Origin of the sequence: Pseudomonas sp. GM18 (assembly GCF_000282195.1) — a bacterium.
Taxonomy (GTDB): domain Bacteria; phylum Pseudomonadota; class Gammaproteobacteria; order Pseudomonadales; family Pseudomonadaceae; genus Aquipseudomonas.
In genome coordinates this window covers 50,429-73,722 of the sequence record NZ_AKJT01000042.1, presented here as the reverse complement: position 1 = coordinate 73,722, position 23,294 = coordinate 50,429, and the positions used below count along the sequence as shown (strand labels likewise).

Below are 23,294 nucleotides of genomic sequence, written 5' to 3'. Positions count from 1 at the left end.
CGGAGCGAGGGCATGCCGAGCCGAAGCGAGGCACCGAACGAAAGGGGCAAGAGCGCTTTGGTTACTTTCGCGCTTTTCGAAAGTGACTCGCTGTAAGAGCGAAACCGCCAGCCGCCATTACCGCAGTAAAGGATATGTACACAATCAAAACCGGCCTCTTAAGGCCGATACATGAGATAGGCATCACCCGTCACCCGAATCATCGGATGAGGAACAACCTGGCAGGTTTTGACGATCCCAAAACCATGGCGCTCATAAAAACGTCGAGCCCCAGTATTAGCTGCATAGTCGATCAGACTCAGGCCTTCGAGCTCCAGTTGATCGGCTCGCTGTTGAGCATGCTCGAGAAAGCGCACACCCAAGCCCTTGTTGCGCCAGCCTTCATGCAGGGCCAGGCTCGAAATATAAAGGGTATCGGGGACTTCCATGTCGGCGTAAGGCGCCAGCACCGGATCAGTCACGGGAGCCGCCGACGGATCGTGACGCATCACATAGCTGTGCATCATGCCGATGACCTGTCCGTCAGCCTCTGCGACAAGGCAGTTCTGATAGGAGAAATCGACATCTTCACGGGCGTAACGAACGGTCCCCACTTCCAGCAGATCCTGCCCGGGCTCCGCCAGCTGGCTCCAGATGTAATCCGAAGCCCCCTCTGACGAAATCTGGAACAAACGGGCAATCTCCCGCGCATCCGTGCGCAATGCCGGACGAAATTCAACTTCCATTATTTCCCCATTAACTTCGGTGAGATGGTTTTCAGACCTGCGTCTCCAGCACGTCAGGAGCACTTTGTGGCGAGGGGGCTTGCCCCCGTTTGAGTGCGTAGCACTCACAGGATCTTTGGTACATCAGAGATTTCAGGACTGCTGCGCAGCCCAACGGGGGCAAGCCCCCTCGCCACACAGGCTCCCACATCGATGGTGACTACTTGTCAGCGGACTACGCCTTCTTCAATCAGCAACTTGAGGATGGCTTCAGCGCCCGCCTGCGCGGTAACGCCCTTGAGCACTTGCCCACCGCCGCCACTGGCCTTGGCCGTCGCGGCCTTCATGCGGTCGGCACCGCTCTTGGCCTTGATCACTTTCAAGCGTTTGGGTCGTGGCTTGGCCGGTTGCAGCGTGGCCACCGCCAGCAGTTCATCGTCGACCACTTCCACTTCATCCGCCTGCAACACCCCGCGTCGCGCCGGACCGTAGGCGCTCTGCCGAGGCTTGGGCGCGGCGTTATCCACAGTCGCCAGAAACGGCAGGCGCACTTTCAAACGACGGCGTTGACCGCGAGGCAAGGCCTGCAGCACCAGCGCCGAACCGCCGTCGATGGATTCGACTTGCGCCAAACCCACCACCAGCGGCCAGCCGAGGCTTTCAGCCAGCAGGAACGGCAACATGCCCGAGCCTTCACCGGTTTCCGCCTGGCTGCCGGTCAACACCACCTGCGCCCCGGCGTCACGCAAATAAGCGGTCAATGCTGGCAGCGCATCTGCGCCGACCGGTTGTTCCAGCACATGCAACTGTTCCAGGCCCATGCCCAGATAGGCACGCAGCGCCGGTTCCGCGACGTCGCCGGCATGCAACACTTGCAGGTTATCCCCAGCCAGTTGCAGACCCAGTTCAACGGCCCGCGCGTCCTGCTCGGCGCGGCGTGGCCGGCCGGAGGTCGGGTGGGCGCCGATGGACACCAGGCTGATGATTTTCGTGCTCATAACCCTTTCCTTCCCTTAAGCCGCATCGCGCTTGGCGTCGTTGCGGTAAGCCTCTACCGCATCGATCAAGGCTTGAAGAATCTCGGCGCTCTCGCCGATCACCGACAGGTCGGCCCGTTTGATCATGTCGCAACCCGGATCGAGGTTGATCGCCACCACCTTGTCGCAGGCACCGATGCCTTGCAGGTGCTGGATCGCCCCGGAAATCCCCACCGCCACGTAAACCCGTGCGGTGACCCAGGTGCCGGACGCGCCGACCTGACGGTCGCGTGCCATGAAACCATCGTCCACCGCCACCCGCGACGCACCTTCGGTCGCGCCCAGCGCTTCGGCCGTCCTGTGGAAAAGTCCCCAGTCCTTGACCCCGTTGCCGCCAGAAAAGATGAACTCGGCTTCGGCCATCGGAATCGCCGCCGGGTCCACCGCCACCGCGCCCAGATCTTCGATCCGCGACAGGCTGCGGGCGACCGCTGTGGATAACTCCACCGGCAATACTTCGTGACGGGTTTCGCTGACCGGTTCGGCGCATTCGGCAGCCGCCAGAATCAAGCGTGCCACCGGCCGCGCAAGGTCCTGTAAACCGGCACCGGCACGACCGATACACTCTTGATCCTTGACCTGCCAGACCCGTGTGGCTGGGCGTTCGCCCAGTGCGGCAGCAAAGCGCCGACCCAGTTCGCCGCCACCGCTGCGGCTGTCCGGCAGCAACCAGTGACGCGGGCTGAACTGGTTATCCACAGCCCGCAGACCCTGGACGCGTTGCTCCGGTGCATAACCGCTGAATTCGTCACCTTCCAGTACCAGCAAGCGGTCAACGCCAGCCGTGGCAAAGGCGTTTTCCTTGTGTTCACCGAAGACCACGGCCAGTACTGCGCCGTCCTTGCCGGCCAACTGATGGGCCAGGCCGAGCAAATCGCGGTCGTGGCTGCTCAAGCGGCCGCCGACCATGTCCGGCACCACGCTGATGTAGAACGCAGGCGCAGCCACTTGATGCAACGGCAATTGCACTTCAACCGCGGCCGAGCGTTTAGTCGCCCCGCCCTGCTGAGCGCCACTGCGGTCGATCCGTTTGATCCCGTTGGGACCGATAAAACCGATCCCGTGGGGGTTCTTGCGGATGACGCCGTTAGGCCCCATCCAGCTGTGTTGCGCCGGTTGCATGGCCGCGTGCAGCGGGTGCAGACGGTTGCGGGCGATCCATTCAGCGCGAGGATCGCGGCGGATAATGTCGCTCATCAATGCACCTCCGCAGGTTCACGTTTGGCCGGTGCCGAAGGCTTTCCCGGCGCGGCGTCTTCGAGCAGCGCATCAGCCACCAGTTCGGCAATGTCCTTGATCAACGGCCGTGGTTCGACCACACCCTCAAGCATCGCGGTGCACTGTGGACAACCCACGGCCACCAGTTCGGCGCCGGTTTCGCGGATGTCTTCCATGCGCATGTCAGGGATCCGTTGCTTGCCCGGAATGTCGGTGATCGGCGCACCGCCACCGCCGCCGCAGCAGCGCGAACGGAAGCCGGAGCGTTGCATTTCCTTGATCTCGATGCCCAGGGCGCGCAGCACTTCGCGCGGCGCCTCGTATTCGCCGTTGTAGCGGCCGAGGTAGCACGGGTCGTGATAAGTCACGCTGTTGCCTTTGTGCTGGCCGAGGTTCAGGGCGCCTTCGCCAATGATCTCCGCCATGTAGGTGCTGTGGTGCTGCACCAGGTAGTTGCCATCGAAGGCGCCGTACTCGTTTTTCAGCACATGGAAGCTGTGCGGGTCGCAGGTGACGATGCGGTTGAAGCGGTATTTGGCCAGGGTCTGGATGTTGCGTTTGGCCAACAGCTGGAACGTCGCCTCGTCGCCCAGACGCCGGGCCACGTCACCGCTGTCGCGCTCTTCAAGGCCGAGCACTGCGAAGTCGACCTTGGCCGCTTTCAGCACTTTGACGAAGGCACGCAGGGTGCGCTGGTTGCGCATGTCGAAGGCACCGTCGCCGACCCAGAACAGCACGTCGGTGGATTTCTTCTCGCTGAGCAGGCTCAGGTTCAAATCCGCCGCCCAGTTCATCCGCCCGCCCGGAGCGAAGCCGCCCGGATTGTCGGTGGCGATCAGGTTTTCCAGGACTTCGGCACCCTTGTTCGGGGTCGCGCCTTTTTCCAGGGTCAGATGGCGGCGCATGTCGACGATGGCATCGACGTGCTCAATCATCATCGGGCACTCCTCGACGCAGGCGCGGCAGGTGGTGCAGGACCACAGGGTTTCAGCGTCCACCAGACCGTTGACGATCGGTTGATGCGGGTTGCCGGCGTGCTCACCAATCGGCTTGCCTGGGTAAGGGCTGCCGGCAAACTTGGCATCCGTACCACCGGCCAGACCGACGACCATGTCTTGAATCAGTTTTTTCGGGTTCAGCGGCTGGCCGGCGGCGAACGCCGGGCACGCGGCTTCGCATTTACCGCACTGCACGCAGGCGTCGAAACCGAGCAGTTGGTTCCAGGTGAAATCCTTGGGTTTTTCCACGCCCAGCGGCGCGTTCGGGTCATTCAGATCCAGCGGTTTCAAGCCGGTGGAGCGACCGCCATCAAAACGCTCAGAGCGACGGTGCCAGGCCAGGTGCAGGGCACCGGCGAAGGCGTGCTTCATCGGCCCGCCCCAGGTCATGCCGAAGAACAGTTCCGACACGCCCCACAGCACGCCAATTCCAAGAATCGTCGCCAGTACCCAGCCACCGAAGTTTTCCGGAAGGATGCCCGCCACCGGCAGGGTCAACAGGAAGAACGACGCCGAGAACGCCAGCAGGCTTTTCGGCAGGCGCATCCACGGGCCTTTGGACAACCGGGCCGGCGGGTTGCGGCGGCGTAGGAAGACAAAGATCGCACCGACGAACATCACCGCCGTCATCAACAGCAGCGCATAACCGAGGATGCGGTTATGCAGGCCGAAACCGTGAACCAGAATCGCCAGCACAATGGACGCCACCGCACCACCAGCCGTGGCGACGTGGGTGTTGGCGATGTATTTGTCCCGTGCGACGACGTGGTGCAAATCGACCATGTAACGCTTGGGCATGGCGAACAGACCGCCGATCAGGTCGACTTTCGAAGCCCGGCCCTGACGCCACATAGCCACCCGCCGCAACGCGCCCAGGACAGCCAGGCCCAGGGCAGCGAACAACAGGATTGGAAGAAGGGTGTTCAACATGTGGAGCTCCCAAAGACCTCGGGGTCTATGATCGTTCCCACGCTCTGCGTGGGAATGCAGCCCGTGACGCTCCGCGTCACACCAAGAGCGGACGCAGAGCGTCCATTGAGGCATTCCCACGCAGAGCGTGGGAACGATCAGTTCAGTGGCTTAGAAATCCTTGCACAACCGCAACGCGTCGTAGATCGCCGCGTGGGTGTTGCGCTGGGCTACGCAGTCGCCGATGCGGAACAGCAAGTAGCCGTCGCCCGCCTGGCTCAGCGAAGGTTGTGGCTTGATCGCGAACAAAGCTTCGATGTCCATCTGGCCTTTGTTGCGCGAGCCTTCCTTCATGGCGTAGTAGATTTCTTCGTCCGGACGCACGCCGTTCTCGACGACCACCTGGTCCACCACCCGCTCCTCTTTGGCGCCGGTGTATTCGTTTTCCAGTACCGCCACCAGCTTGTCGCCCTCGCGATAGACCTTTTCCAGCATCATGTCGCCGGTCATGATCACTTCTTTCGGGTACATGCTGCGGTAGTAAGTCGGGAACGACGTGCCGCCGATGGCCACGCCCGGCTTGATGTCGTCAGTGACGATCTCGACCTGGCTGCCCTTGTCGGCGAGGAAGTCGGCCGTCGACATCCCGGTGAACTCGCAAATGGTGTCGTAGACCAGCACGTTCTTGCCTGGCGCCACCTTGCCGTCGAGGATGTCCCAGCTGCTGACCACCAGGCCTTCAGCCGCGCCCCAGTGCTCGTTCTGCTCCAGGAACGGATGGCCGCCGACAGCGAGCACCACGACGTCCGGACGCAGGTCGAGAATGGTCGCCGCATCCGCCGCCACGCCCAGGCGCAGGTCGACTTTCAAACGCGCCAGTTCCAGCTGGAACCAACGGGTGATACCGGCGATCTGGTCCCGTTGCGGGGCTTTCGACGCGGTAGTGATCTGCCCGCCGATGAATTCTTTCTTCTCGAACAGGGTCACGTCGTGGCCACGTTCGGCGGATACACGAGCCGCTTCCATCCCGGCAGGGCCGGCACCGACGATCACGACTTTGCGCTTCGGCCCGGTGGATTTCTCGATGATGTGCGGCACGCCCATGTATTCACGGGAGGTCGCGGCGTTCTGGATGCACAAGACGTCCAGACCCTGATACTGACGGTCGATGCAGTAGTTGGCGCCCACGCACTGTTTGATCTGGTCGACCTGGCCCATCTTGATCTTGGCGATCAGGTGCGGGTCGGCGATGTGAGCGCGGGTCATGCCGACCATGTCGACGTAACCGCCTTCCAGAATACGGGTTGCCTGGTTCGGGTCCTTGATGTTCTGCGCGTGCAGCACAGGAGCCTTCACCACTTCCTTGATACCGGCGGCCAGGTGCAGGAACGGCTCCGGTGGATAACTCATGTTCGGAATAACGTTGGCCAGGGTGTTGTGGGTGTCGCAACCCGAGCCCACGACGCCGATGAAGTCGATCATGCCGGTGTCGTCGTAGTACTTGGCGATCTGCTTCATGTCCTCATGGCTCAGGCCATCAGGGTGGAATTCGTCACCACAGATACGGATACCGACGCAGAAGTCCGGACCGACTTCCTTGCGCACAGCCTTGATCACTTCCAGGCCGAAACGCATGCGGTTCTCGAAGCTGCCGCCCCATTCGTCGGTACGCTTGTTGACCCGCGGGCTCCAGAACTGGTCGATCATGTGCTGGTGCACGGCAGACAGCTCGACGCCATCCAGGCCACCGGCCTTGGCACGCGCCGCGGCGCTGGCGTAGTTGCCGATCACCCGCCAGATTTCTTCCGGCTCGATGGTTTTGCAGGTCGCGCGGTGCACCGGTTCACGGATGCCCGACGGCGACAGCAGGGTTGGCCAATGCTCGCCGTCCCAGCGGGAGCGGCGACCCATGTGGGTAATCTGGATCATGATCTTGGCGCCATGCTTGTGCATGGCATCGGCCAGATTCTGGAAGTGCGGAATGATCCGGTCGTCGGCCAGGTTGACCGACTTCCACCAGCCTTGCGGGCTGTCGATGGCCACGCTGGAGGAACCGCCGCAAATCGCCAGGCCGATCCCGCCCTTGGCTTTCTCTTCGTAATACTTGACGTACCGGTCGGTGGTCATGCCGCCGTCGGTGGCGTAGACCTCAGCGTGCGCGGTGCTGAGCACGCGGTTGCGGATGGTCAGTTTGCCGATCTGGATCGGCTGGAACATTGCTTCGAAAGCCATGGCGGGTTCCTCGACTTACAACGGCTTGACGGTGAACAAACCGTCGTCGTGGCCTTCTTCGGAGCCACCGTAGACTTGTTCGGCGACGGTGCGGATCTTGCTGCCGCGAGCGGCCAGGATCTGGTCCATGGCGCCGGCGAACCAGCCAGTGAACATGTAGTCGACCTTGCGCCCGACCTTGCCGTACACGTAGACGAATGCGGAGTGTTCGAGCTTGACGCTGGCGGTGCCTTTGTCGAGGTCGATGTCCTGGATCTTGAACAGGCCCCAGCCGCGCTGCGACAGGCGCTTCATGTAGTGCTCGAACACCGCAACGCCTTCCAGGCCGTGGCATTCAGCTTCTTTTTCACACCAGTGCCAGGCGGACTTGTAGCCGGCCTTGTAGAGGATTTCGGCGTAGGCGTCGGCGCCCAGCACTTCCTCGATGCCCATGTGGTTGTTGACGAAGAAATGGCGCGGCACGTACAGCATCGGCAGGGCATCAGAGGTCCAGACACCGGTTTCGCTGTCGACTTCGATTGGCAATTGCGGGGCGATCTTGGCCATGGAAACTTAACTCCAGAAAATTTGTTGTGTTGCCCCCGGCACGGACGGCCGGGGGAAAGGATTCTTCAGGTGCGGCGGCTTATTCGCCCCAAACGTCTTTCAAGACGTTGACCCAGTTCTCGCCCATGATCTTGCGCACCACTCGCTCGGAATGGCCGCGCTTGAGCAGGGTTTCGGTCAGGTTCGGGAACTCGCCCACGGTGCGGATGCCCAGCGGGTTGATGATCTTGCCGAAGCTGGTCAGACGGCGGGCGTAGCCCTTGTCATGGGTCAGGTATTCGAAGAAGTCCTGGCCATGGCCCTGGGTGAAGTCGGTGCCGATGCCGATGGCGTCTTCGCCGACGATGTTCATGGTGTATTCGATGGCTTCGGCGTAATCGTCGATGGTCGAATCGATACCCTTGGCCAGGAACGGCGCGAACATGGTCACGCCGACGAAACCGCCGTGATCGGCGATGAACTTCAGTTCCTCATCGGATTTGTTGCGCGGGTGCACTTTCAGACCCGACGGCAGGCAATGGGAGTAGCACACCGGCTTCTTGGATTCGAGGATGACTTCTTCGGAGGTCTTCGAGCCGACGTGGGACAGGTCGCACATGACGCCGACGCGGTTCATCTCGGCAACGATTTCACGACCGAAACCCGACAGGCCGCCATCGCGCTCGTAGCAGCCGGTACCCACCAGGTTCTGGGTGTTGTAGCACATCTGCACAATACCGACGCCCAGCTGCTTGAAGACCTCGACATAACCGATCTGGTCTTCGAAGGCGTGAGCGTTCTGGAAGCCGAACAGGATGCCGGTTTTACCCTGCTCCTTGGCTTTGCGGATGTCGGCGGTGGTGCGCACCGGGATCACCAGGTCGCTGTTCTCGCGAATCAGCTTCTGACTGGCGGCGATGTTGTTGACGGTGGCCTGGAAGCCCTCCCACACCGACACGGTGCAGTTGGCCGCGGTCAGACCGCCCTTGCGCATGTCTTCGAACAGCTCACGGTTCCACTTGGCAATAATCAGGCCGTCGATAACGATGCTGTCGGCGTGTAATTCGGCTGGGCTCATCAGGCAGTCCCCTATTAGCGATTCATGCGCCGAATCGTGTGCCGGCGCTTTGGGGCCAGCATATGCCTGAGGGACGGGGCAGCCGGGTGCAAAAACGACAGGGGAATTGCCGAAAGCGTCAATCCGCGACAAAGGGTCGCCAACCGACGTGATTGCCTACCTGTTCAAGCCCGTTCGCATGGGCCAGAATTCGCCGCATCACTGGATGCATTACTGAATTTAGGGGCGGCGACGCAATGAAATCGATCTTCCTGGTTTTGGCACTGATAGCGACCGGCGTACACGCGGCCGAAGAGGCCGACGACAACCCCTGCGACGCCGTCGCAAACGAAGTCCAGACCCTGGAATGCTCGGCTTACAGCAGAAACACCGCCGAACAGCTGCTGAGCGACAACTACCAAGGCCTGAACGAGCGCATGCAAACGCGCTACGGCAGTAACAAGGCGCAACTGGCCGACATCACCGCCAAAATCAAGACCGCGCAACAGCAGTGGCTGAAAACCCGTGACGCCGATTGCGCAGTGGAAGCGTTTCCGGCGACGAGCGGTAGCAAGGCATTCAACATTGCGCAAAATGATTGCGTGGCGCGGATGAGTGACGAGCGGTCGGAGTTTTTGGAGTCGATTGGGCAGGAATAAAAACATAACAATGGAAAATCATTTGATCCCACACGAAGTAGTCAGCCGCATCGTCGATGGAGCACTCCCTGTTCGCGCCTGGCGTGAACACCTGAACCTTACGCAGGATGAAGTGGCCAAACGTATGGGCATCTCTCAACCAGCCTTTGCCCAGCAGGAAACTGTCGCCAAGCCTCGCAAGGCCACCCGTGAGAAAATTGCCGCGGCTTTTGGCATCACCGCCAATCAACTAGAGCTGTAAGCTGAACGCCAGCATCAGGAAAAGGGATTGAAATGAAAATCTGCGGTATCGAAATCAAAGGCAGCGAAGCAATCCTTGCCGTGGCCTCCCTCGACGATCAGGGGCTGACCCACGTCGCGCTGGCCGCCAAGAAAATCGCCCTCGACGATGACGACGAAGCCGCCAACGTCAAAGTCTTTGCCGCTCAGGTCGCATCGTTTGTTCGCGAGAATTCAATCGACCGGATCGCGATCAAGAAGCGCAGCAAGAAAGGCGAGTTCGCCGGTGGGCCGACCACATTCAAGATCGAAGGGGTTTTCCAGTTGCTGGAAAATTGCGAGGTGGTGCTGCTGTCGCCGCAGACGATCAATGCGCAGCACAAGAAGTTCGACTTTGAACTGCCGGGTACGCTGAACAAGTATCAGCATGAGGCTTACAAAGCAGCCTGCTCGGCACTGATGAAGAAGTAACGACACAAATCCTGTAGGAGGTCGATTTCAGGCCTTCTGGCTTTGTCGGCGATCCTCCCGCGGGCACCGCTCAAACCTCGCCCGATAACTACGGGTGAAATACGACGGCGATTCAAACCCACAAGCAATGCTCACTTCCAACACACTCATGTCCGTCTGGCGCAGCAGTTGCCGCGCCTTTTCCAGCCGCAACCGCAGATAGAAATTGCTCGGCGTGTCGTTCAGGTGCAGGCGAAACAGGCGCTCTAGCTGACGCCGGGTCACTTTGATCGATTCCGCCAGCTCCAAAGTGCTGAGCGGCGGTTCGCTGTGCTGCTCCATCTCCCCAATGACATGCACCAGTTTCTTGTTGCTGATGCCATACCGCGTGGCGACTTCCATGCGCTGGTGGTCTTTGCGCGGGCGGATGCGCCCGAGTACGAATTGTTCGCTGACCTGAATCGCCAGTTCCGGGCCATGGGCCTGACCGATGAGGTCGAGCATCAGATCAATAGAGGCGGTACCGCCGGCAGAGGTGATACGCCGACGGTCGATTTCGAACAGTTCCTGGGTGACGCTCAGCTGTGGATAAGATTCCTTGAAGGCGTCGATGGCTTCCCAGTGCAGGGTCAGGCGATGACCGTCGAGCAAGCCGGCTTCGGCGAGGATGAAGCTGCCGGTGTCGATGGCGCCGAGGGTCACGCCTTCGTTGTCCAGGCGGCGCAACCAGTGTTCCAGGGCCTGGGTGGCGAACTTCAGCGGTTCGAAACCGGCGACTACCAACAGGGTCGCCCCTTTCTTCAGCGGCTCCAGCGCCGCATCGGCGTTGACCGACATACCGTTACTGGCCAGCACCGCCCCGCCATCGGCACTCAATACATGCCAGCGGTACAACTCGCCGCGAAAGCGATTGGCGACCCGCAGCGGCTCGATGGCCGAGATAAAACCGATCGCCGAAAAACCCGGCATCAACAAGAAGTAGAAATCCTGGGACATGGAGCGCACTCGGTTGGCGGGTAACGAGAGGGCGGGAAGCGTGTGGACGTTGATACGCCACTTGCCAGCAGCATTCAAGTGCGCAGGTCGCCGCAGTGCAAGAGCTGGTCGCCGCAGTGCGTTTTCACGGGGGCTTTGCTGCGTAACTTGGCATCACCGGCGCATCAGACACCGGAACCCACAATAAACGACCTGCCGAGGAACCCCGACATGAAACGACTGATCAGCAGCTGTGTTCTTGCACTCAGCGGTACCGCTTTCTTGAGCGCCAGTGTCATGGCGGCCGAACCCGCGTCGTGCCAGAACGTGCGCATGGGCGTAGTGAACTGGACCGACGTTATTGCCACCAGCGCCATGACCCAGGTCCTGCTCGACGGCCTCGGCTACAGCACCAAACAAACCAGCGCCTCCCAGCAAATCGTCTTTGCCGGCATTCGCGACCAGCGCCTGGATTTGTTCCTGGGCTACTGGAACCCGCTGATGACGCAGACCATCACGCCGTTTGTCGATGCCAAGCAGGTCAAAGTGCTTGAAGCGCCAAGCCTCAAGGACGCCCGCGCCACCCTCGCGGTACCGACTTACCTTGCCGACAAGGGCCTGAAAACCTTCGCCGACATCGCCAAGTTTGAAAAAGAACTGGGCGGCAAGATTTACGGCATCGAACCGGGTTCGGGCGCCAATACCCAGATCAAGGCAATGATCGCCAAGAACCAGTTCGGCCTCGGCAAGTTCCAGCTGGTCGAGTCCAGCGAAGCCGGCATGCTGGCGGCAGTGGATCGTGCGGTACGCCGCAAGGAAGCCGTGGTGTTCTTCGGCTGGGCGCCGCACCCGATGAACGTCAACGTGAAGATGACCTACCTCACCGGCAGCGACGACGCCCTCGGCCCGAACGAAGGCATGGCCACGGTCTGGACCGTCACCTCGCCAAACTACGCGCAGCAATGCCCGAACGTCGGTCGCCTGCTGAGCAACCTGACGTTCACCGCCGAAGACGAGAGCCGGATGATGCAGCCGCTGCTCGATCACAAGGACGCTTTCGAATCGGCCAAACAGTGGCTCAAGGATCACCCGCAAGACAAGCAACGCTGGCTTGAAGGCGTGACCACATTCGATGGCAAACCGGCCGCTGAAAACCTGAAGCTGACCAGCAAATAGAACCGAAATGAACCACCGATTCGCAGCCCGATGCGGGCTGCGAGCGGGATCGCCACGCCCAAGCTCTGTCAAAAAAACTCAAGTCTGAAGGAAACCGCCTCATGAACCACGACGTCATCATCACCTGCGCACTCACCGGTGCTGGCGACACGACCGCCAAGAGCCCACACGTGCCGGTCACCCCGAAACAAATTGCCGCGGCCGCCGTGGAAGCCGCCAAGGCGGGCGCTACCGTGGTCCACTGCCACGTTCGCGACCCGCAAACCGGCAAGTTCAGCCGTGACGTGGCGCTGTACCGCGAAGTGATGGAGCGCATCCGCGAGGCGGACGTCGACATCATCGTCAACCTCACCGCCGGCATGGGTGGCGATCTGGAAATCGGCGCAGGCGAGAACCCGATGGAGTTCGGCCCGAACACCGATCTGGTCGGCCCGCTGACCCGTCTGGCCCACGTTGAAGAATTGCTGCCGGAAATCTGCACCCTGGATTGCGGCACCCTGAACTTCGGCGACGGCGACACCATTTACGTGTCCACCCCGGCGCAACTCCGGGCCGGCGCGAAGCGAATTCAAGAGCTGGGCGTTAAGCCTGAGCTGGAAATTTTCGACACCGGTCACCTGTGGTTCGCCAAGCAGATGATCAAGGAAGGCCTGCTGGATAACCCGTTGTTCCAGCTGTGCCTGGGCATCCCGTGGGGCGCGCCGGCTGATACCACCACCATGAAAGCCATGGTCGACAACCTGCCGGCCGACGCGGTCTGGGCCGCGTTCGGCATCGGTCGCATGCAGATGCCAATGGCCGCACAGGCCGTGCTGCTCGGTGGCAACGTGCGGGTCGGTCTGGAAGACAACCTGTGGCTGGACAAGGGCGTACTGGCGACCAACGGCCAACTGGTCGAACGCGCCTCGGAAATCCTCAGCCGCCTCGGCGCCCGCGTTCTGACCCCGGCTGAAGGCCGCAAGAAAATGGGCCTGACCAAGCGCGGCTGACCCCAATCACCCTTTCCCCCTGTGGGAGCGAGCCTGCTCGCGATGGCGGTTGTCCTGCCGCAGAAGACGCATCGGTTGTACCGGAGTCATCGTGTGCAGACTCGCTCCCACATTTTTTTGAGCCTAATTCAGGAAGTCGCCATGAGCTTTATCACTGATATCAAAACCTTCGCAGCACTGGGCAGCGGTGTCATCGGCAGCGGTTGGGTGTCCCGCGCCCTCGCCCACGGCCTCGATGTGGTGGCCTGGGACCCGGCGCCCGGTGCCGAAGCGGCGCTGCGCAAACGTGTCGCCAATGCCTGGGGCGCGCTGGAGAAACAAGGCTTGGCACCCGGCGCATCGCAGGATCGGCTGCGCTTTGTCGCCACCATCGAAGAATGCGTTCGCGACGCAGATTTCATTCAGGAGAGCGCCCCTGAGCGTCTGGAGCTGAAACTGGAGCTGCACAGCAAAATCAGCGCGGCGGCCAAGCCCAATGCGTTGATCGGGTCCAGCACCTCGGGACTGTTGCCGAGCGAGTTTTACGAGAACTCGACACACCCGGAGCGCTGCGTGGTCGGGCACCCGTTCAACCCGGTCTATCTGCTGCCGTTGGTGGAAGTGGTCGCCGGCAAGAACACCGCGCCAGAAGCGGTGCAAGCGGCGATGAAAGTCTATGAATCCCTGGGGATGCGTCCGCTGCATGTGCGCAAGGAAGTGCCGGGCTTCATCGCCGACCGTTTGCTCGAAGCGTTGTGGCGTGAAGCGCTGCACCTGGTCAACGACGGCGTGGCGACCACCGGTGAAATCGACGACGCGATTCGTTTTGGCGCAGGCCTGCGCTGGTCGTTCATGGGTACCTTCCTGACTTACACCCTGGCGGGTGGCGATGCCGGCATGCGGCACTTCATGGCGCAGTTCGGGCCGGCGTTGCAGTTGCCCTGGACGTATCTGCCAGCACCGGAGCTGACCGACAAGTTGATTGATGATGTGGTGGACGGCACCAGCGATCAGTTGGGCAAACACAGCATCTCGGCGCTGGAGCGCTATCGTGACGATTGCTTGCTGGCGGTGCTGGAGGCGGTGAAAACCACCAAAGAGAAGCATGGGATGGCCTTCAGCGAATAACCCTTCGCACAGATCGTCTGATCGTTCCCACGCTCTGCGTGGGAACGATCATCCCCCGCTCATGCCTGGAGAGAATCATGCCCCCCCTCACCACCTACCAAACCAGAATCATCCCCGACTGGGTCGACTACAACGGCCATCTGCGCGATGCCTTCTACCTGTTGATTTTCAGCTACGCCACCGACGCGTTGATGGATCGGCTGGGTATGGACAGCAACAACCGCGAGGCCAGCGGCAACTCGCTGTTCACCCTCGAACTGCACCTCAATTACCTGCACGAAGTGAAGCTCGATGCCGACGTCGAGGTGCATACCCAGATCATCGGCCACGACCGCAAGCGCCTGCACCTCTACCACAGCCTGCATCTGGTGGGCGGCGACAAGGAGCTGGCGGGCAATGAACAAATGCTGCTGCACGTTGACCTCGCCGGACCGCGATCCGCACCGTTCAGCGAAGAAACCTTGAGCAAGCTGCAGGCCATTGTCGCCGAACAAACCGACTTGCCCGCACCCGCCTGGATCGGCCGAGTGATTGCATTACCCCCCGAAAAATAACAAGGAACCCGCCATGAACACCGCCGCCGCTTTTGCCGATTTCCGCACCTATCCGTTGATCAGCGCGTTGACCGCCGTGCACACCCTGGCGGACCGCATTCAAGTGAAGTGGGCGGACGGTCGGATCAGCCCTTTTCATCATCAATGGCTGCGGGACAACTGCCCGTGCCCACTGTGCGTCTACACGGTGACCCGCGAGCAAGTGCTGGAAATCGTCGATGTCGCAGAGCATCTGACGCCTGAAAACGCCACGGTCGATGCCGAAGGTTGTCTGTGCGTCGATTGGCAGGACGGCCACCTCAGTCGCTTCGATCCGGGCTGGCTGCGGGCCCACGCCTATGACGATGAATCCCGCGCTGAACGTCAGTCCGGCAAACCGAAAGCCAGGCTCTGGCACAGCGATTTGCAGCTACCAGTATTCGAATACCAGGCCCTGATGGATAACAACGACGCCTTGCTGCAATGGCTGCTGGCCGTACGCGATATCGGCCTGACTCAAGTGCGCGACGTGCCCACCGAGCCGGGCTCGCTGAAGCTGATCGCCCAGCGGATTTCGTTCATCCGCGAGAGCAATTTCGGCGTGCTGTTCAACGTGCAATCCAAGGCCGATGCCGACAGCAATGCCTACACCGCCTTCAACCTGCCACTGCACAGCGATTTGCCGACCCGGGAGTTGCAACCGGGGCTGCAATTTCTGCATTGCCTGGTGAATGACGCCGACGGTGGCGAGAGTATTTTCGTCGACGGGTTTGCCATCGCCCAAGCCTTGCGCCAGGAGGATCCCGAGGCGTTTCAAGCCTTGTGTGAAATCCCCGTGGAGTTCCGCAACAAGGACCGCCACAGCGACTACCGCTGCCTGGCACCGATCATCGCGCTGGATGCATTCGGGCAGGTGTCGGAAATCCGCATGGCGAACTTTCTGCGTGGGCCATTCGATACTTCGGTGGAGCAGATGCCCAGGCTGTATCGCGCTTACCGGCGCTTTATTGCGATGACCCGCGAGACGCGTTTCCGGGTGATGACGCGGCTCAACCCCGGCGAGTTGTGGTGCTTCGACAACCGCCGCACCCTCCACGCCCGCAACGCCTTCGACCCCGCCACCGGTGCCCGGCATTTCCAGGGTTGCTATGTCGACCGGGATGAATTGCTGTCGCGCATTTTGGTGTTGCAACGCTAGACCGCCAAAAGATCGCAGCCTGCGGCAGCTCCTACAGGAACCGAGTAATCCGTTACTTCAGGGGTGTACACAACCCCTGTAGGAGCTGCCGCAGGCTGCGATCTTTTGCTTTTCAAAACGCAAAAAAAACCCCGATCAAGCCGTGACAAGATCGGAGCTGAGGAGGGTACTGTTGAGGAGCTGTTGCGCGAGGGTGACCAAACCTTCGTGATGCCAGCTGAGTCCAGTGTGCCTACTCCCCTCTTTCGCAAGTTAGCCGAAAGCGACCTGTTCATAGGTATTGCGGCCATTGCGACAAATCGTCCTTGCCGATGCCCACAGCCCCTACCAGAATCGAGCCACGACACCGTTCCCTGAAGAAGGATTGCGTCATGATGCACGCCGATTTGATTGACCAGGAAGACCTGTTGGGCCAACTGAAATCGTTGGGTTTTCAAGTACCGAGCGGCTCTACAGCCGAGCAGGCTTGCGAGTGTGCAGTGCGAGGCTTGAACGATGAACGGGCGATGACGCTGCGGACCATGGTCAAGCAGATGTACACCAGCAGCGCGACCATCCTGCCGGCGGTGCGCCAGGCGATCGACAAGCAGTTGTTGCCGGCGCTGGCGGAGTACCAGCAAAGCCGTAGCGCCTGATAGAGGATCAAAAGATCGCAGCCTGCGGCAGCTCCTACAGAAGTTGCGTATATCCGTTATTTCACGAACATACGCAACCTCTGTGGGAGCTGTCGCAGGCTGCGATCTTTTCTGAAGGCGCCTCGGCTTTAGAGCCTTACGCTGGCAAACGTCGACTCATTGCGCGCCTGGCTCAACGCCGACAGCGGCCCGGACAACGGCGACAGCACCAGTGCTTGTGGCAGCGGCATCATCGCCACTTGTTGCGTGGTGTTGGAACCTACGCGCTCGTCACGCGGCGGAATGCCGAAGTATTCGCGGTAGCACTTGGAGAAGTGCGGCGTGGACACGAACCCACATACCGACGCCACTTCGATGATCGACATCGGCGTTTGCTTGAGCAATTGCCGAGCACGGATCAGGCGCAGTTTCAGGTAGTAACGCGACGGCGAGCAGTGCAGGTATTTCTGGAACAGCCGCTCCAGCTGACGACGCGAAACAGCGACGTACACCGCCAGTTCGTCGAGGTCGATCGGCTCTTCGAGATTGGCTTCCATCAGCGCAACGATTTCCTGCAACTTCGGCTGGTTGGTGCCTAGCATGTGCTTGAGCGGCACGCGCTGGTGATCCTGCTCGTTGCGGATACGCTCGTAGACGAACATCTCCGAAATCGCGGCCGACAGTTCACGGCCATGATCGCGGCTGATCAGGTGCAGCATCATGTCCAACGGCGCGGTGCCGCCAGAGCTGGTGAAGCGGTTACGGTCGAGGGTGAACAGCCGGGTGCTCATGGCCACCCGCGGGAAGGCTTCCTGCATCGACGCCAGACATTCCCAGTGCACGCTGCAATCGAAACCGTCCAGCAGGCCGGCGCACGCCAGGGCCCAGCTGCCTGTGCAGACCGCGCCGAGACGACGGGACTGACGCGCCTGGCTTTGCAGCCACGACACATGCTCACGGGTTACGGTGCGCTGAATGCCGATGCCGCCGCAGACGATGACGGTGTCCAGGGGCGGTGCTTTGTGCATGGAGGCGTCGGGGGTGATCTGCAGACCATCACTGGCCCAGACCTGACCGCCATCGACGGTGAGCGTGGTCCAGCGGTACAGCTCGCGGCCGGACAATTGGTTGGCCATGCGCAGGGGTTCTACTGCGGAGGCCAGAGAAATCAGCGTGAAATTGTCCAGCAGCAAAAAGCCGATGGATTGAGGCGCACGGTTCTGGGGTTGGGCCCCGGAGTTGAACGTCGTCATCGCGGTATCTCCTCACACAAAGCGGGTGATGGCCTCAGGCGGAGGCTCTTTTTATTGCCATCGTTCTCGCGTGGGAGACGGGCTTTGTAATGACAGAGCAATTGCCATGCCTAAATTGAATACGCGTTCAATAACTCCTGAAAACGACGTCGCGATGCGTCTAGATATGGCGCGCAGAGATAAGAGGTTACAAGTGCCATCAGAGGCCCCAAACCCGTGCCCCCGTTGCGTGTGAGCAAATCGGTAGCACTTGTGGGAACAGGTCTGCGACGGGCCGGCAAAGAGTGTCACCGCAGGCACGGGCGACGGACGGTCAGGGCTTGAACTGGCCCCCTGACCGGGGAGGCAGGCTTACCTGTTTGCGACGCGCCAAAAGGTGGCGCGTTTTGATGCGAGTGTTCACTTGGTGCGCAGTTTTGACTGGCACATGAGGTCTTTGTGGCGAGGGGGCTTGTCGGACCGCCGCACCGCCCCGTTGGGTCGCGCAGCGGCCCTGAAATCTCTACGACTGCTGCGCAGCCGAACGGGGGCAAGCCCCCTCGCCACTAGTCAACTCGGTCTCAGCACTCAACCGCGCTGACCGCCAACCCACCACGCGATGTCTCTTTATATTTGTCGTGCATGTCGGCACCGGTATCACGCATGGTGCGGATCACCCGGTCCAGCGAGATAAAGTGCTGGCCGTCACCCCGCAGCGCCATCTGCGCGGCGTTGATCGCTTTCACCGCAGCAATCGCATTGCGCTCGATGCACGGCACCTGCACCAGCCCACCCACCGGGTCGCAGGTCAGGCCAAGGTTATGTTCCAGGCCGATTTCCGCCGCGTTGCACAGCTGCTCCGGCGTGGCACCGAGAACCTCCGCCAACCCGGCCGCCGCCATGGCGCAAGCCGAACCGACTTCGCCCTGGCAACCGACTTCGGCACCGGAGATCGAGGCGTTCTTCTTGCACAGAATCCCCACCGCCGCGGCACTGAGGAAGTAATCGACCACGTTGGCGTCGGTCACTGCCTCGCTGAATTTCATAAAGTAGTGCAACACCGCCGGAATGATCCCCGCTGCACCGTTGGTCGGTGCCGTGACCATGCGCCCGCCGGCTGCGTTTTCTTCATTGACCGCCAACGCAAACAGGTTGACCCACTCCATCGCGCTCAACGTCGAGCCGATCACGTTGGGCTTGTTCAGCTCTTGCAGGCTACGGTGCAACTTGGCTGCGCGACGGCGCACATTGAGGCCGCCGGGCAGGATGCCTTCATGCTTGAGGCCCTGCTCCACACAATCCTGCATGGCGCGCCAGAGTTTCATCAGGCCGCTGCGGATCTCTTCTTCGCTGCGCCAGACCTTCTCGTTGGCCATCATCAATTCGGCTACGCGCAGATTGTGCTTCTTGCACAGGCTGAGCAATTCGACGGCACTGGAGAAGTCATAAGGCAGCACGGTGGTGTCCAGATCCACAACGCCGCTGGAAGCTTGCGCCTCGTCGACAACAAAACCGCCACCGATGGAATAGTAGGTGTCGCGATGCAGCTCGCCGTGATCGCCTTCGGCAACCAGGGTCATGGCGTTCGGATGGAACGGCAGGTTCTCGTCGATCAGACGCATGTCCCGGGCCCAGATGAACGGGACCGACAAGCGGCCGTCGAGCAATAGCGTTTGGGTTTCACGCATGGCTTCTATACGGATGCCGATTTGCGACGGATCGATTGCGTCGGGCCACTCGCCCATCAGCCCCATGATCACCGCGTTGTCGCTGCCGTGGCCGATGCCGGTGGCCGAGAGCGATCCATAAAGCTGAACTTCGACGCGACACACCTGCTCCAGAAGTCCCCGCTCGCGCAAATCTTGCACGAACAGCGCCGCGGCGCGCATAGGCCCCACGGTGTGCGAACTGGAAGGGCCGATGCCGATTTTGAACAGGTCGAAAACGCTGATAGCCATTACTGCTGAACTCCTGGATGTGCCTGCTCCAGGCGCAAAAGCGCCCAGTGACGGAGCTGCTACGCTCAAGCTGCAATCCGTCGAGATGGCCGCATCATCAGGCTTTTACCATGTCGTTCAACGTCTCACACCGACGCACTCATGCCCACTAGCGTCGCGGGTCTCTTACGCAATGTTTTCGCCGTTTTTTTGCGGCCCAGAGGGACAAATCGGGCTGAAAAAAGCTGTAAACGACGTCACCGACACTGGATGCGACCCTCCCTGTACTGGTTACGACGCACCCTGTAGGCGTCAGATTTTCACTGGTACATGATCGTATCGACTCGATTGCAAGGCGCTGTGGTGGAGCTGTCTCCAAAACGCCATCCAACCGCAACAGATAAGTGCGGTGGTCCAGTCGGAACACTGCCAAAAAAAAACACTTAGGAGTCGCCCCTATGAAAGGTTCCCCGTCGTTGTTGTTGGCCGCCATGCTGAGTCTGCCGTTCCTGGCTCAAGCCGCAGAACCGGCCCAATGCAGCACCGTAAACTTCTCCGATGTCGGCTGGACGGACATTACCGCGACCACCGCGACCACCAGCGTTGTGCTCAACGCCCTCGGCTACAAGACCAAGACCACGATGATTTCCGTGCCGGTGACCTACAAGTCCCTGGCCGACGGCAAGAACATGGACGTCTTCCTGGGTAACTGGATGCCGACCATGGAAAACGACATCAAGGCCTATCGGGATGCCGGCACCGTGGAAACCGTGCGCACCAACCTCAAAGGCGCCAAATACACCCTCGCCGTGCCACAAGCGCTGTACGACAAGGGGCTGCATGACTTTGCCGACATCGCCAAATTCAAGAAAGAACTCGACGGCAAGATCTACGGTATCGAGCCAGGCAACGACGGCAACCGTCTGATCCAGAGCATGATCGACAAAGACGCCTTCGGTCTCAAAACCGCCGGTTTCAAAGTCGTCGAGTCCAGCGAAGCGGGCATGCTGTCGCAAGTCGACCGTGCGCAAAAACGCGACACCGCCGTGGTGTTCCTCGGCTGGGCACCGCACCCGATGAACAAGCGCTTCAAGATTCAATACTTGACCGGTGGCGATGATTTCTTCGGCCCGGACTTCGGTGCCGCAACAGTTGCGACCAACACTCGCAAGGGGTATACCCAAGAGTGCAGCAACGTCGGCCAACTGCTGAAAAACCTGGAATTTAACGTCGACATGGAAAGCTCTCTGATGGGCAACATCCTGGACGACAAAATGAAGCCTGAAGCGGCCGCCAAGGCCTGGCTGAAAAAGAATCCACAGGTGCTCGATACCTGGCTGGCTGGCGTAACCACCATTGACGGTAAACCTGGCCTGGAGGCCGTGAAAGCCAAGCTCGCACAGTAATCGCTTACGCCGGGCGGGCTCGCCCGCCCGGGCTGTTTATTTCCTTGCATGCGGACGTTCACTACCATGCTGATTGATCAGAAAATACCTTTAGGCCAGTACATCGCGAGCTTCGTTGAATGGTTGACGCAACACGGCGCCAGCACCTTCGACGCCATCGCCGTGTCACTGGAAACGATGATCCACGGCGTGACTTTTGCGCTGACCTGGTTCAACCCGCTGGCATTGATCGGCCTCATCGCGCTACTGGCACATTTCATCCAACGCAAATGGGGCCTGACCGTTTTCGTCATCGCCTCCTTTCTGCTGATCCTCAATCTGGGGTACTGGCAGGAAACCATGGAAACCCTCGCCCAGGTGTTGTTCGCCACCCTGGTCTGCGTGGTGATCGGCGTGCCGTTGGGCATCGTCGCCGCGCACAAACCGATGTTCTACACAATGATGCGGCCGGTGCTCGATCTGATGCAGACCGTACCGACGTTCGTGTACCTCATTCCTACCCTGACCCTCTTCGGTCTGGGTGTGGTCCCGGGTCTGATCTCGACGGTGGTGTTCGCGATTGCCGCGCCCATCCGCCTGACCTACCTGGGTATCCGCGATGTTCCGGACGAACTGATGGACGCCGGCAAAGCCTTTGGCTGCTCCCGCCGTCAGTTGCTCTCGCGCATCGAACTGCCCCACGCCATGCCAAGCATCGCGGCCGGTATCACCCAGTGCATCATGCTGTCGTTGTCGATGGTGGTGATTGCGGCACTGGTGGGCGCCGACGGCCTGGGCAAACCCGTGGTCAACGCACTGAACACTGCTGATATCGCACTGGGCTTTGAAGCAGGCCTGGCGATCGTACTGCTGGCGATCATGCTCGACCGTATCTGCAAACAACCCGAAGCCAAAGTAGGGGGTGACGCATGAGCATTATTCGCTTCGAAGACGTGGACGTGATCTTCTCCAAAGATCCACGCGCGGCTCTCAAACTGCTCGACCAGGGCATGACCCGCAACGAGATTCTGAAAAAGACCGGGCAAATCGTCGGTGTCGAAAAGGCCAGCCTGGACATCGAGAAAGGTGAAATCTGCGTGTTGATGGGTTTGTCCGGCTCCGGCAAATCCAGCCTGTTGCGCTGCATCAACGGCCTCAACACCGTTAGCCGTGGCAAGTTGTTCGTCGAACACGAAGGCCGGCAGATCGACATCGCGTCCTGCACCCCGGCGGAACTGAAAATGATGCGCACCAAGCGCATCGCGATGGTGTTCCAGAAGTTCGCCCTGATGCCCTGGCTGACGGTGCGCGAGAACATCAGCTTCGGTCTGGAAATGCAGGGTCGCCCCGAGAAAGAACGCCGCAAACTGGTGGACGAGAAGCTTGAGCTGGTGGGCCTGACCCAGTGGCGCAACAAGAAGCCCAATGAGCTCTCCGGCGGCATGCAACAGCGTGTCGGCCTGGCCCGTGCGCTGGCGATGGACGCCGACATCCTGCTGATGGACGAACCGTTCTCGGCCCTCGACCCGCTGATTCGCCAAGGCCTGCAAGACGAACTGCTGGAACTGCAAAACAAGCTGAGCAAGACCATTGTCTTCGTGAGCCACGACCTCGACGAAGCCCTGAAGCTGGGCAGCCGTATCGCGATCATGAAAGACGGCCGGATCATCCAGTACAGCGTGCCGGAAGAAATCGTCCTGAACCCTGCGGACGATTACGTGCGCACCTTCGTCGCTCATACCAACCCGCTGAACGTACTGTGCGGTCGCAGCCTGATGCGCACCCTGGACAACTGCAAACGCATCAACGGTTCGGTGTGCCTGGACCCGGGTGGCGATTCGTGGCTGGACCTGGCCGAAGGCAACACCATCAAAGGCGCGCGCCAGAATGGCTCGAGCCTGGACCTGCAGAACTGGATACCGGGGCAAGCGGTTGAAGCCCTGGGTCGTCGACCAACGCTGGTGGACTCCAACATCGGCATGCGCGACGCGCTGCAGATTCGTTACCAGACCGGCAACAAGCTGGTGCTGCACGACAACAACAAAGTGGTCGGGATCCTGGGCGACAGCGAGCTGTACCATGCGCTGCTCGGCAAGAACCTGGGGTAAGCAAGACAGCAGACACAAAAACGCCGCGAGAT

General features: G+C 60.6%; 21 protein-coding genes and 1 pseudogene. 12 read left to right on the top strand and 10 right to left on the bottom strand.

Translation table 11 applies throughout. The features are described 5' to 3' along the window. Positions 1-158: 158 nt before the first annotated feature. From PMI21_RS15130 to PMI21_RS15160, 7 genes are all read right to left on the bottom strand, one after another. Positions 159-725: a GNAT family N-acetyltransferase gene (locus PMI21_RS15130; protein WP_007938009.1), complete on the bottom strand. Its 567-nt coding sequence runs from the start codon at positions 723-725 to the stop codon at positions 159-161. Positions 726-931: 206 nt separating this feature from the next. Next, the gene (gene etfB, locus PMI21_RS15135) at positions 932-1,702 is read right to left on the bottom strand and encodes an electron transfer flavoprotein subunit beta (RefSeq protein ID WP_007938007.1); all 771 of its coding nucleotides are present in this window, start codon (positions 1,700-1,702) and stop codon (positions 932-934) included. A gap of 15 nt (positions 1,703-1,717) precedes the next feature. Continuing rightward, entirely contained in the window at positions 1,718-2,938 is a 1,221-nt protein-coding gene (etfA, locus tag PMI21_RS15140) for an electron transfer flavoprotein subunit alpha (protein ID WP_007938005.1), read from the bottom strand. Further along, positions 2,938-4,887, bottom strand: coding sequence for a dimethylglycine demethylation protein DgcB (dgcB, locus tag PMI21_RS15145; protein ID WP_007938002.1), 1,950 nt, complete (start codon positions 4,885-4,887; stop codon positions 2,938-2,940). Before dgcB ends, etfA begins: the two co-directional genes overlap by 1 nt. 150 nt (positions 4,888-5,037) lie before the next feature. Next, positions 5,038-7,098 carry a dimethylglycine demethylation protein DgcA gene (gene dgcA / locus PMI21_RS15150; protein ID WP_007938000.1) on the bottom strand — a complete coding sequence of 687 codons (2,061 nt, stop codon included), beginning with the start codon at positions 7,096-7,098 and terminating at the stop codon, positions 5,038-5,040. Between the two features lie 15 nt (positions 7,099-7,113). Continuing rightward, positions 7,114-7,644: a DUF5943 domain-containing protein gene (locus PMI21_RS15155; RefSeq protein WP_007926354.1), complete on the bottom strand. Its 531-nt coding sequence runs from the start codon at positions 7,642-7,644 to the stop codon at positions 7,114-7,116. A 79-nt stretch (positions 7,645-7,723) separates the two neighbouring features. Then, positions 7,724-8,701, bottom strand: a complete 978-nt coding sequence (locus PMI21_RS15160; protein WP_007907542.1) for a dipeptidase — start codon at positions 8,699-8,701, stop codon at positions 7,724-7,726. Positions 8,702-8,937: 236 nt separating this feature from the next. Here PMI21_RS15160 and PMI21_RS15165 point away from each other — a divergent pair, with 236 nt between their 5' ends. The 3 genes and pseudogenes from PMI21_RS15165 (at position 8,938) to PMI21_RS15175 (ending at position 10,029) form a co-directional block, all read left to right on the top strand. Then, positions 8,938-9,339 carry a lysozyme inhibitor LprI family protein gene (locus tag PMI21_RS15165; RefSeq protein WP_007937997.1) on the top strand — a complete coding sequence of 134 codons (402 nt, stop codon included), beginning with the start codon at positions 8,938-8,940 and terminating at the stop codon, positions 9,337-9,339. A 10-nt stretch (positions 9,340-9,349) separates the two neighbouring features. Further along, positions 9,350-9,580 (top strand): annotated as a pseudogene (locus PMI21_RS15170) (helix-turn-helix domain-containing protein); the annotation flags it as partial. Between the two features lie 32 nt (positions 9,581-9,612). Beyond that, complete coding sequence (locus PMI21_RS15175; RefSeq protein ID WP_007937993.1) at positions 9,613-10,029, top strand: DUF3010 family protein; 417 nt, start codon at positions 9,613-9,615, stop codon at positions 10,027-10,029. A 27-nt stretch (positions 10,030-10,056) separates the two neighbouring features. Here the strand turns inward: PMI21_RS15175 and PMI21_RS15180 are convergent, their stop codons facing one another. Beyond that, entirely contained in the window at positions 10,057-11,004 is a 948-nt protein-coding gene (locus PMI21_RS15180; protein WP_007937991.1) for a GlxA family transcriptional regulator, read from the bottom strand. Between the two features lie 210 nt (positions 11,005-11,214). On the opposite strand from PMI21_RS15180, the gene PMI21_RS15185 reads away from it, so the two are divergent. The 6 genes from PMI21_RS15185 to PMI21_RS15210 all read left to right on the top strand — a co-directional run bounded on the left by PMI21_RS15185 (position 11,215) and on the right by PMI21_RS15210 (position 16,621). Beyond that, positions 11,215-12,159 (top strand): choline ABC transporter substrate-binding protein, encoded by a 945-nt coding sequence (locus PMI21_RS15185; RefSeq protein WP_007937989.1) that lies wholly within the window; start codon positions 11,215-11,217, stop codon positions 12,157-12,159. 101 nt (positions 12,160-12,260) lie between these two features. Further along, on the top strand, positions 12,261-13,148 hold the full coding sequence (locus tag PMI21_RS15190; RefSeq protein ID WP_007937987.1) for a 3-keto-5-aminohexanoate cleavage protein: 888 nt from the start codon (positions 12,261-12,263) through the stop codon (positions 13,146-13,148). Between the two features lie 141 nt (positions 13,149-13,289). Beyond that, complete coding sequence (locus tag PMI21_RS15195; RefSeq protein ID WP_007937985.1) at positions 13,290-14,255, top strand: L-carnitine dehydrogenase; 966 nt, start codon at positions 13,290-13,292, stop codon at positions 14,253-14,255. A gap of 77 nt (positions 14,256-14,332) precedes the next feature. After that, positions 14,333-14,809 (top strand): thioesterase family protein, encoded by a 477-nt coding sequence (locus PMI21_RS15200; protein ID WP_007937984.1) that lies wholly within the window; start codon positions 14,333-14,335, stop codon positions 14,807-14,809. Positions 14,810-14,822: 13 nt separating this feature from the next. Beyond that, entirely contained in the window at positions 14,823-15,986 is a 1,164-nt protein-coding gene (locus PMI21_RS15205) for a gamma-butyrobetaine dioxygenase (RefSeq protein ID WP_007937981.1), read from the top strand. 371 nt (positions 15,987-16,357) lie between these two features. Beyond that, positions 16,358-16,621: a hypothetical protein gene (locus tag PMI21_RS15210; RefSeq protein ID WP_007937979.1), complete on the top strand. Its 264-nt coding sequence runs from the start codon at positions 16,358-16,360 to the stop codon at positions 16,619-16,621. Positions 16,622-16,749: 128 nt separating this feature from the next. Here the strand turns inward: PMI21_RS15210 and PMI21_RS15215 are convergent, their stop codons facing one another. Together PMI21_RS15215 and PMI21_RS15220 are read right to left on the bottom strand one after the other, a co-directional pair. Continuing rightward, entirely contained in the window at positions 16,750-17,853 is a 1,104-nt protein-coding gene (locus tag PMI21_RS15215; RefSeq protein WP_007937970.1) for a GlxA family transcriptional regulator, read from the bottom strand. A gap of 560 nt (positions 17,854-18,413) precedes the next feature. Beyond that, positions 18,414-19,790: an L-serine ammonia-lyase gene (locus PMI21_RS15220; RefSeq protein WP_007937967.1), complete on the bottom strand. Its 1,377-nt coding sequence runs from the start codon at positions 19,788-19,790 to the stop codon at positions 18,414-18,416. Positions 19,791-20,227: 437 nt separating this feature from the next. Here PMI21_RS15220 and PMI21_RS15225 point away from each other — a divergent pair, with 437 nt between their 5' ends. The 3 genes from PMI21_RS15225 (at position 20,228) to choV (ending at position 23,262) form a co-directional block, all read left to right on the top strand. Beyond that, a complete protein-coding gene (locus PMI21_RS15225) occupies positions 20,228-21,175 on the top strand; it encodes a choline ABC transporter substrate-binding protein (protein WP_007937966.1) in 948 nt (315 codons plus the stop codon). A 66-nt stretch (positions 21,176-21,241) separates the two neighbouring features. Continuing rightward, complete coding sequence (choW, locus tag PMI21_RS15230; RefSeq protein ID WP_007937964.1) at positions 21,242-22,087, top strand: choline ABC transporter permease subunit; 846 nt, start codon at positions 21,242-21,244, stop codon at positions 22,085-22,087. After that, a complete protein-coding gene (gene choV / locus PMI21_RS15235; RefSeq protein WP_007937962.1) occupies positions 22,084-23,262 on the top strand; it encodes a choline ABC transporter ATP-binding protein in 1,179 nt (392 codons plus the stop codon). Before choW ends, choV begins: the two co-directional genes overlap by 4 nt. Positions 23,263-23,294 lie beyond the last annotated feature (32 nt).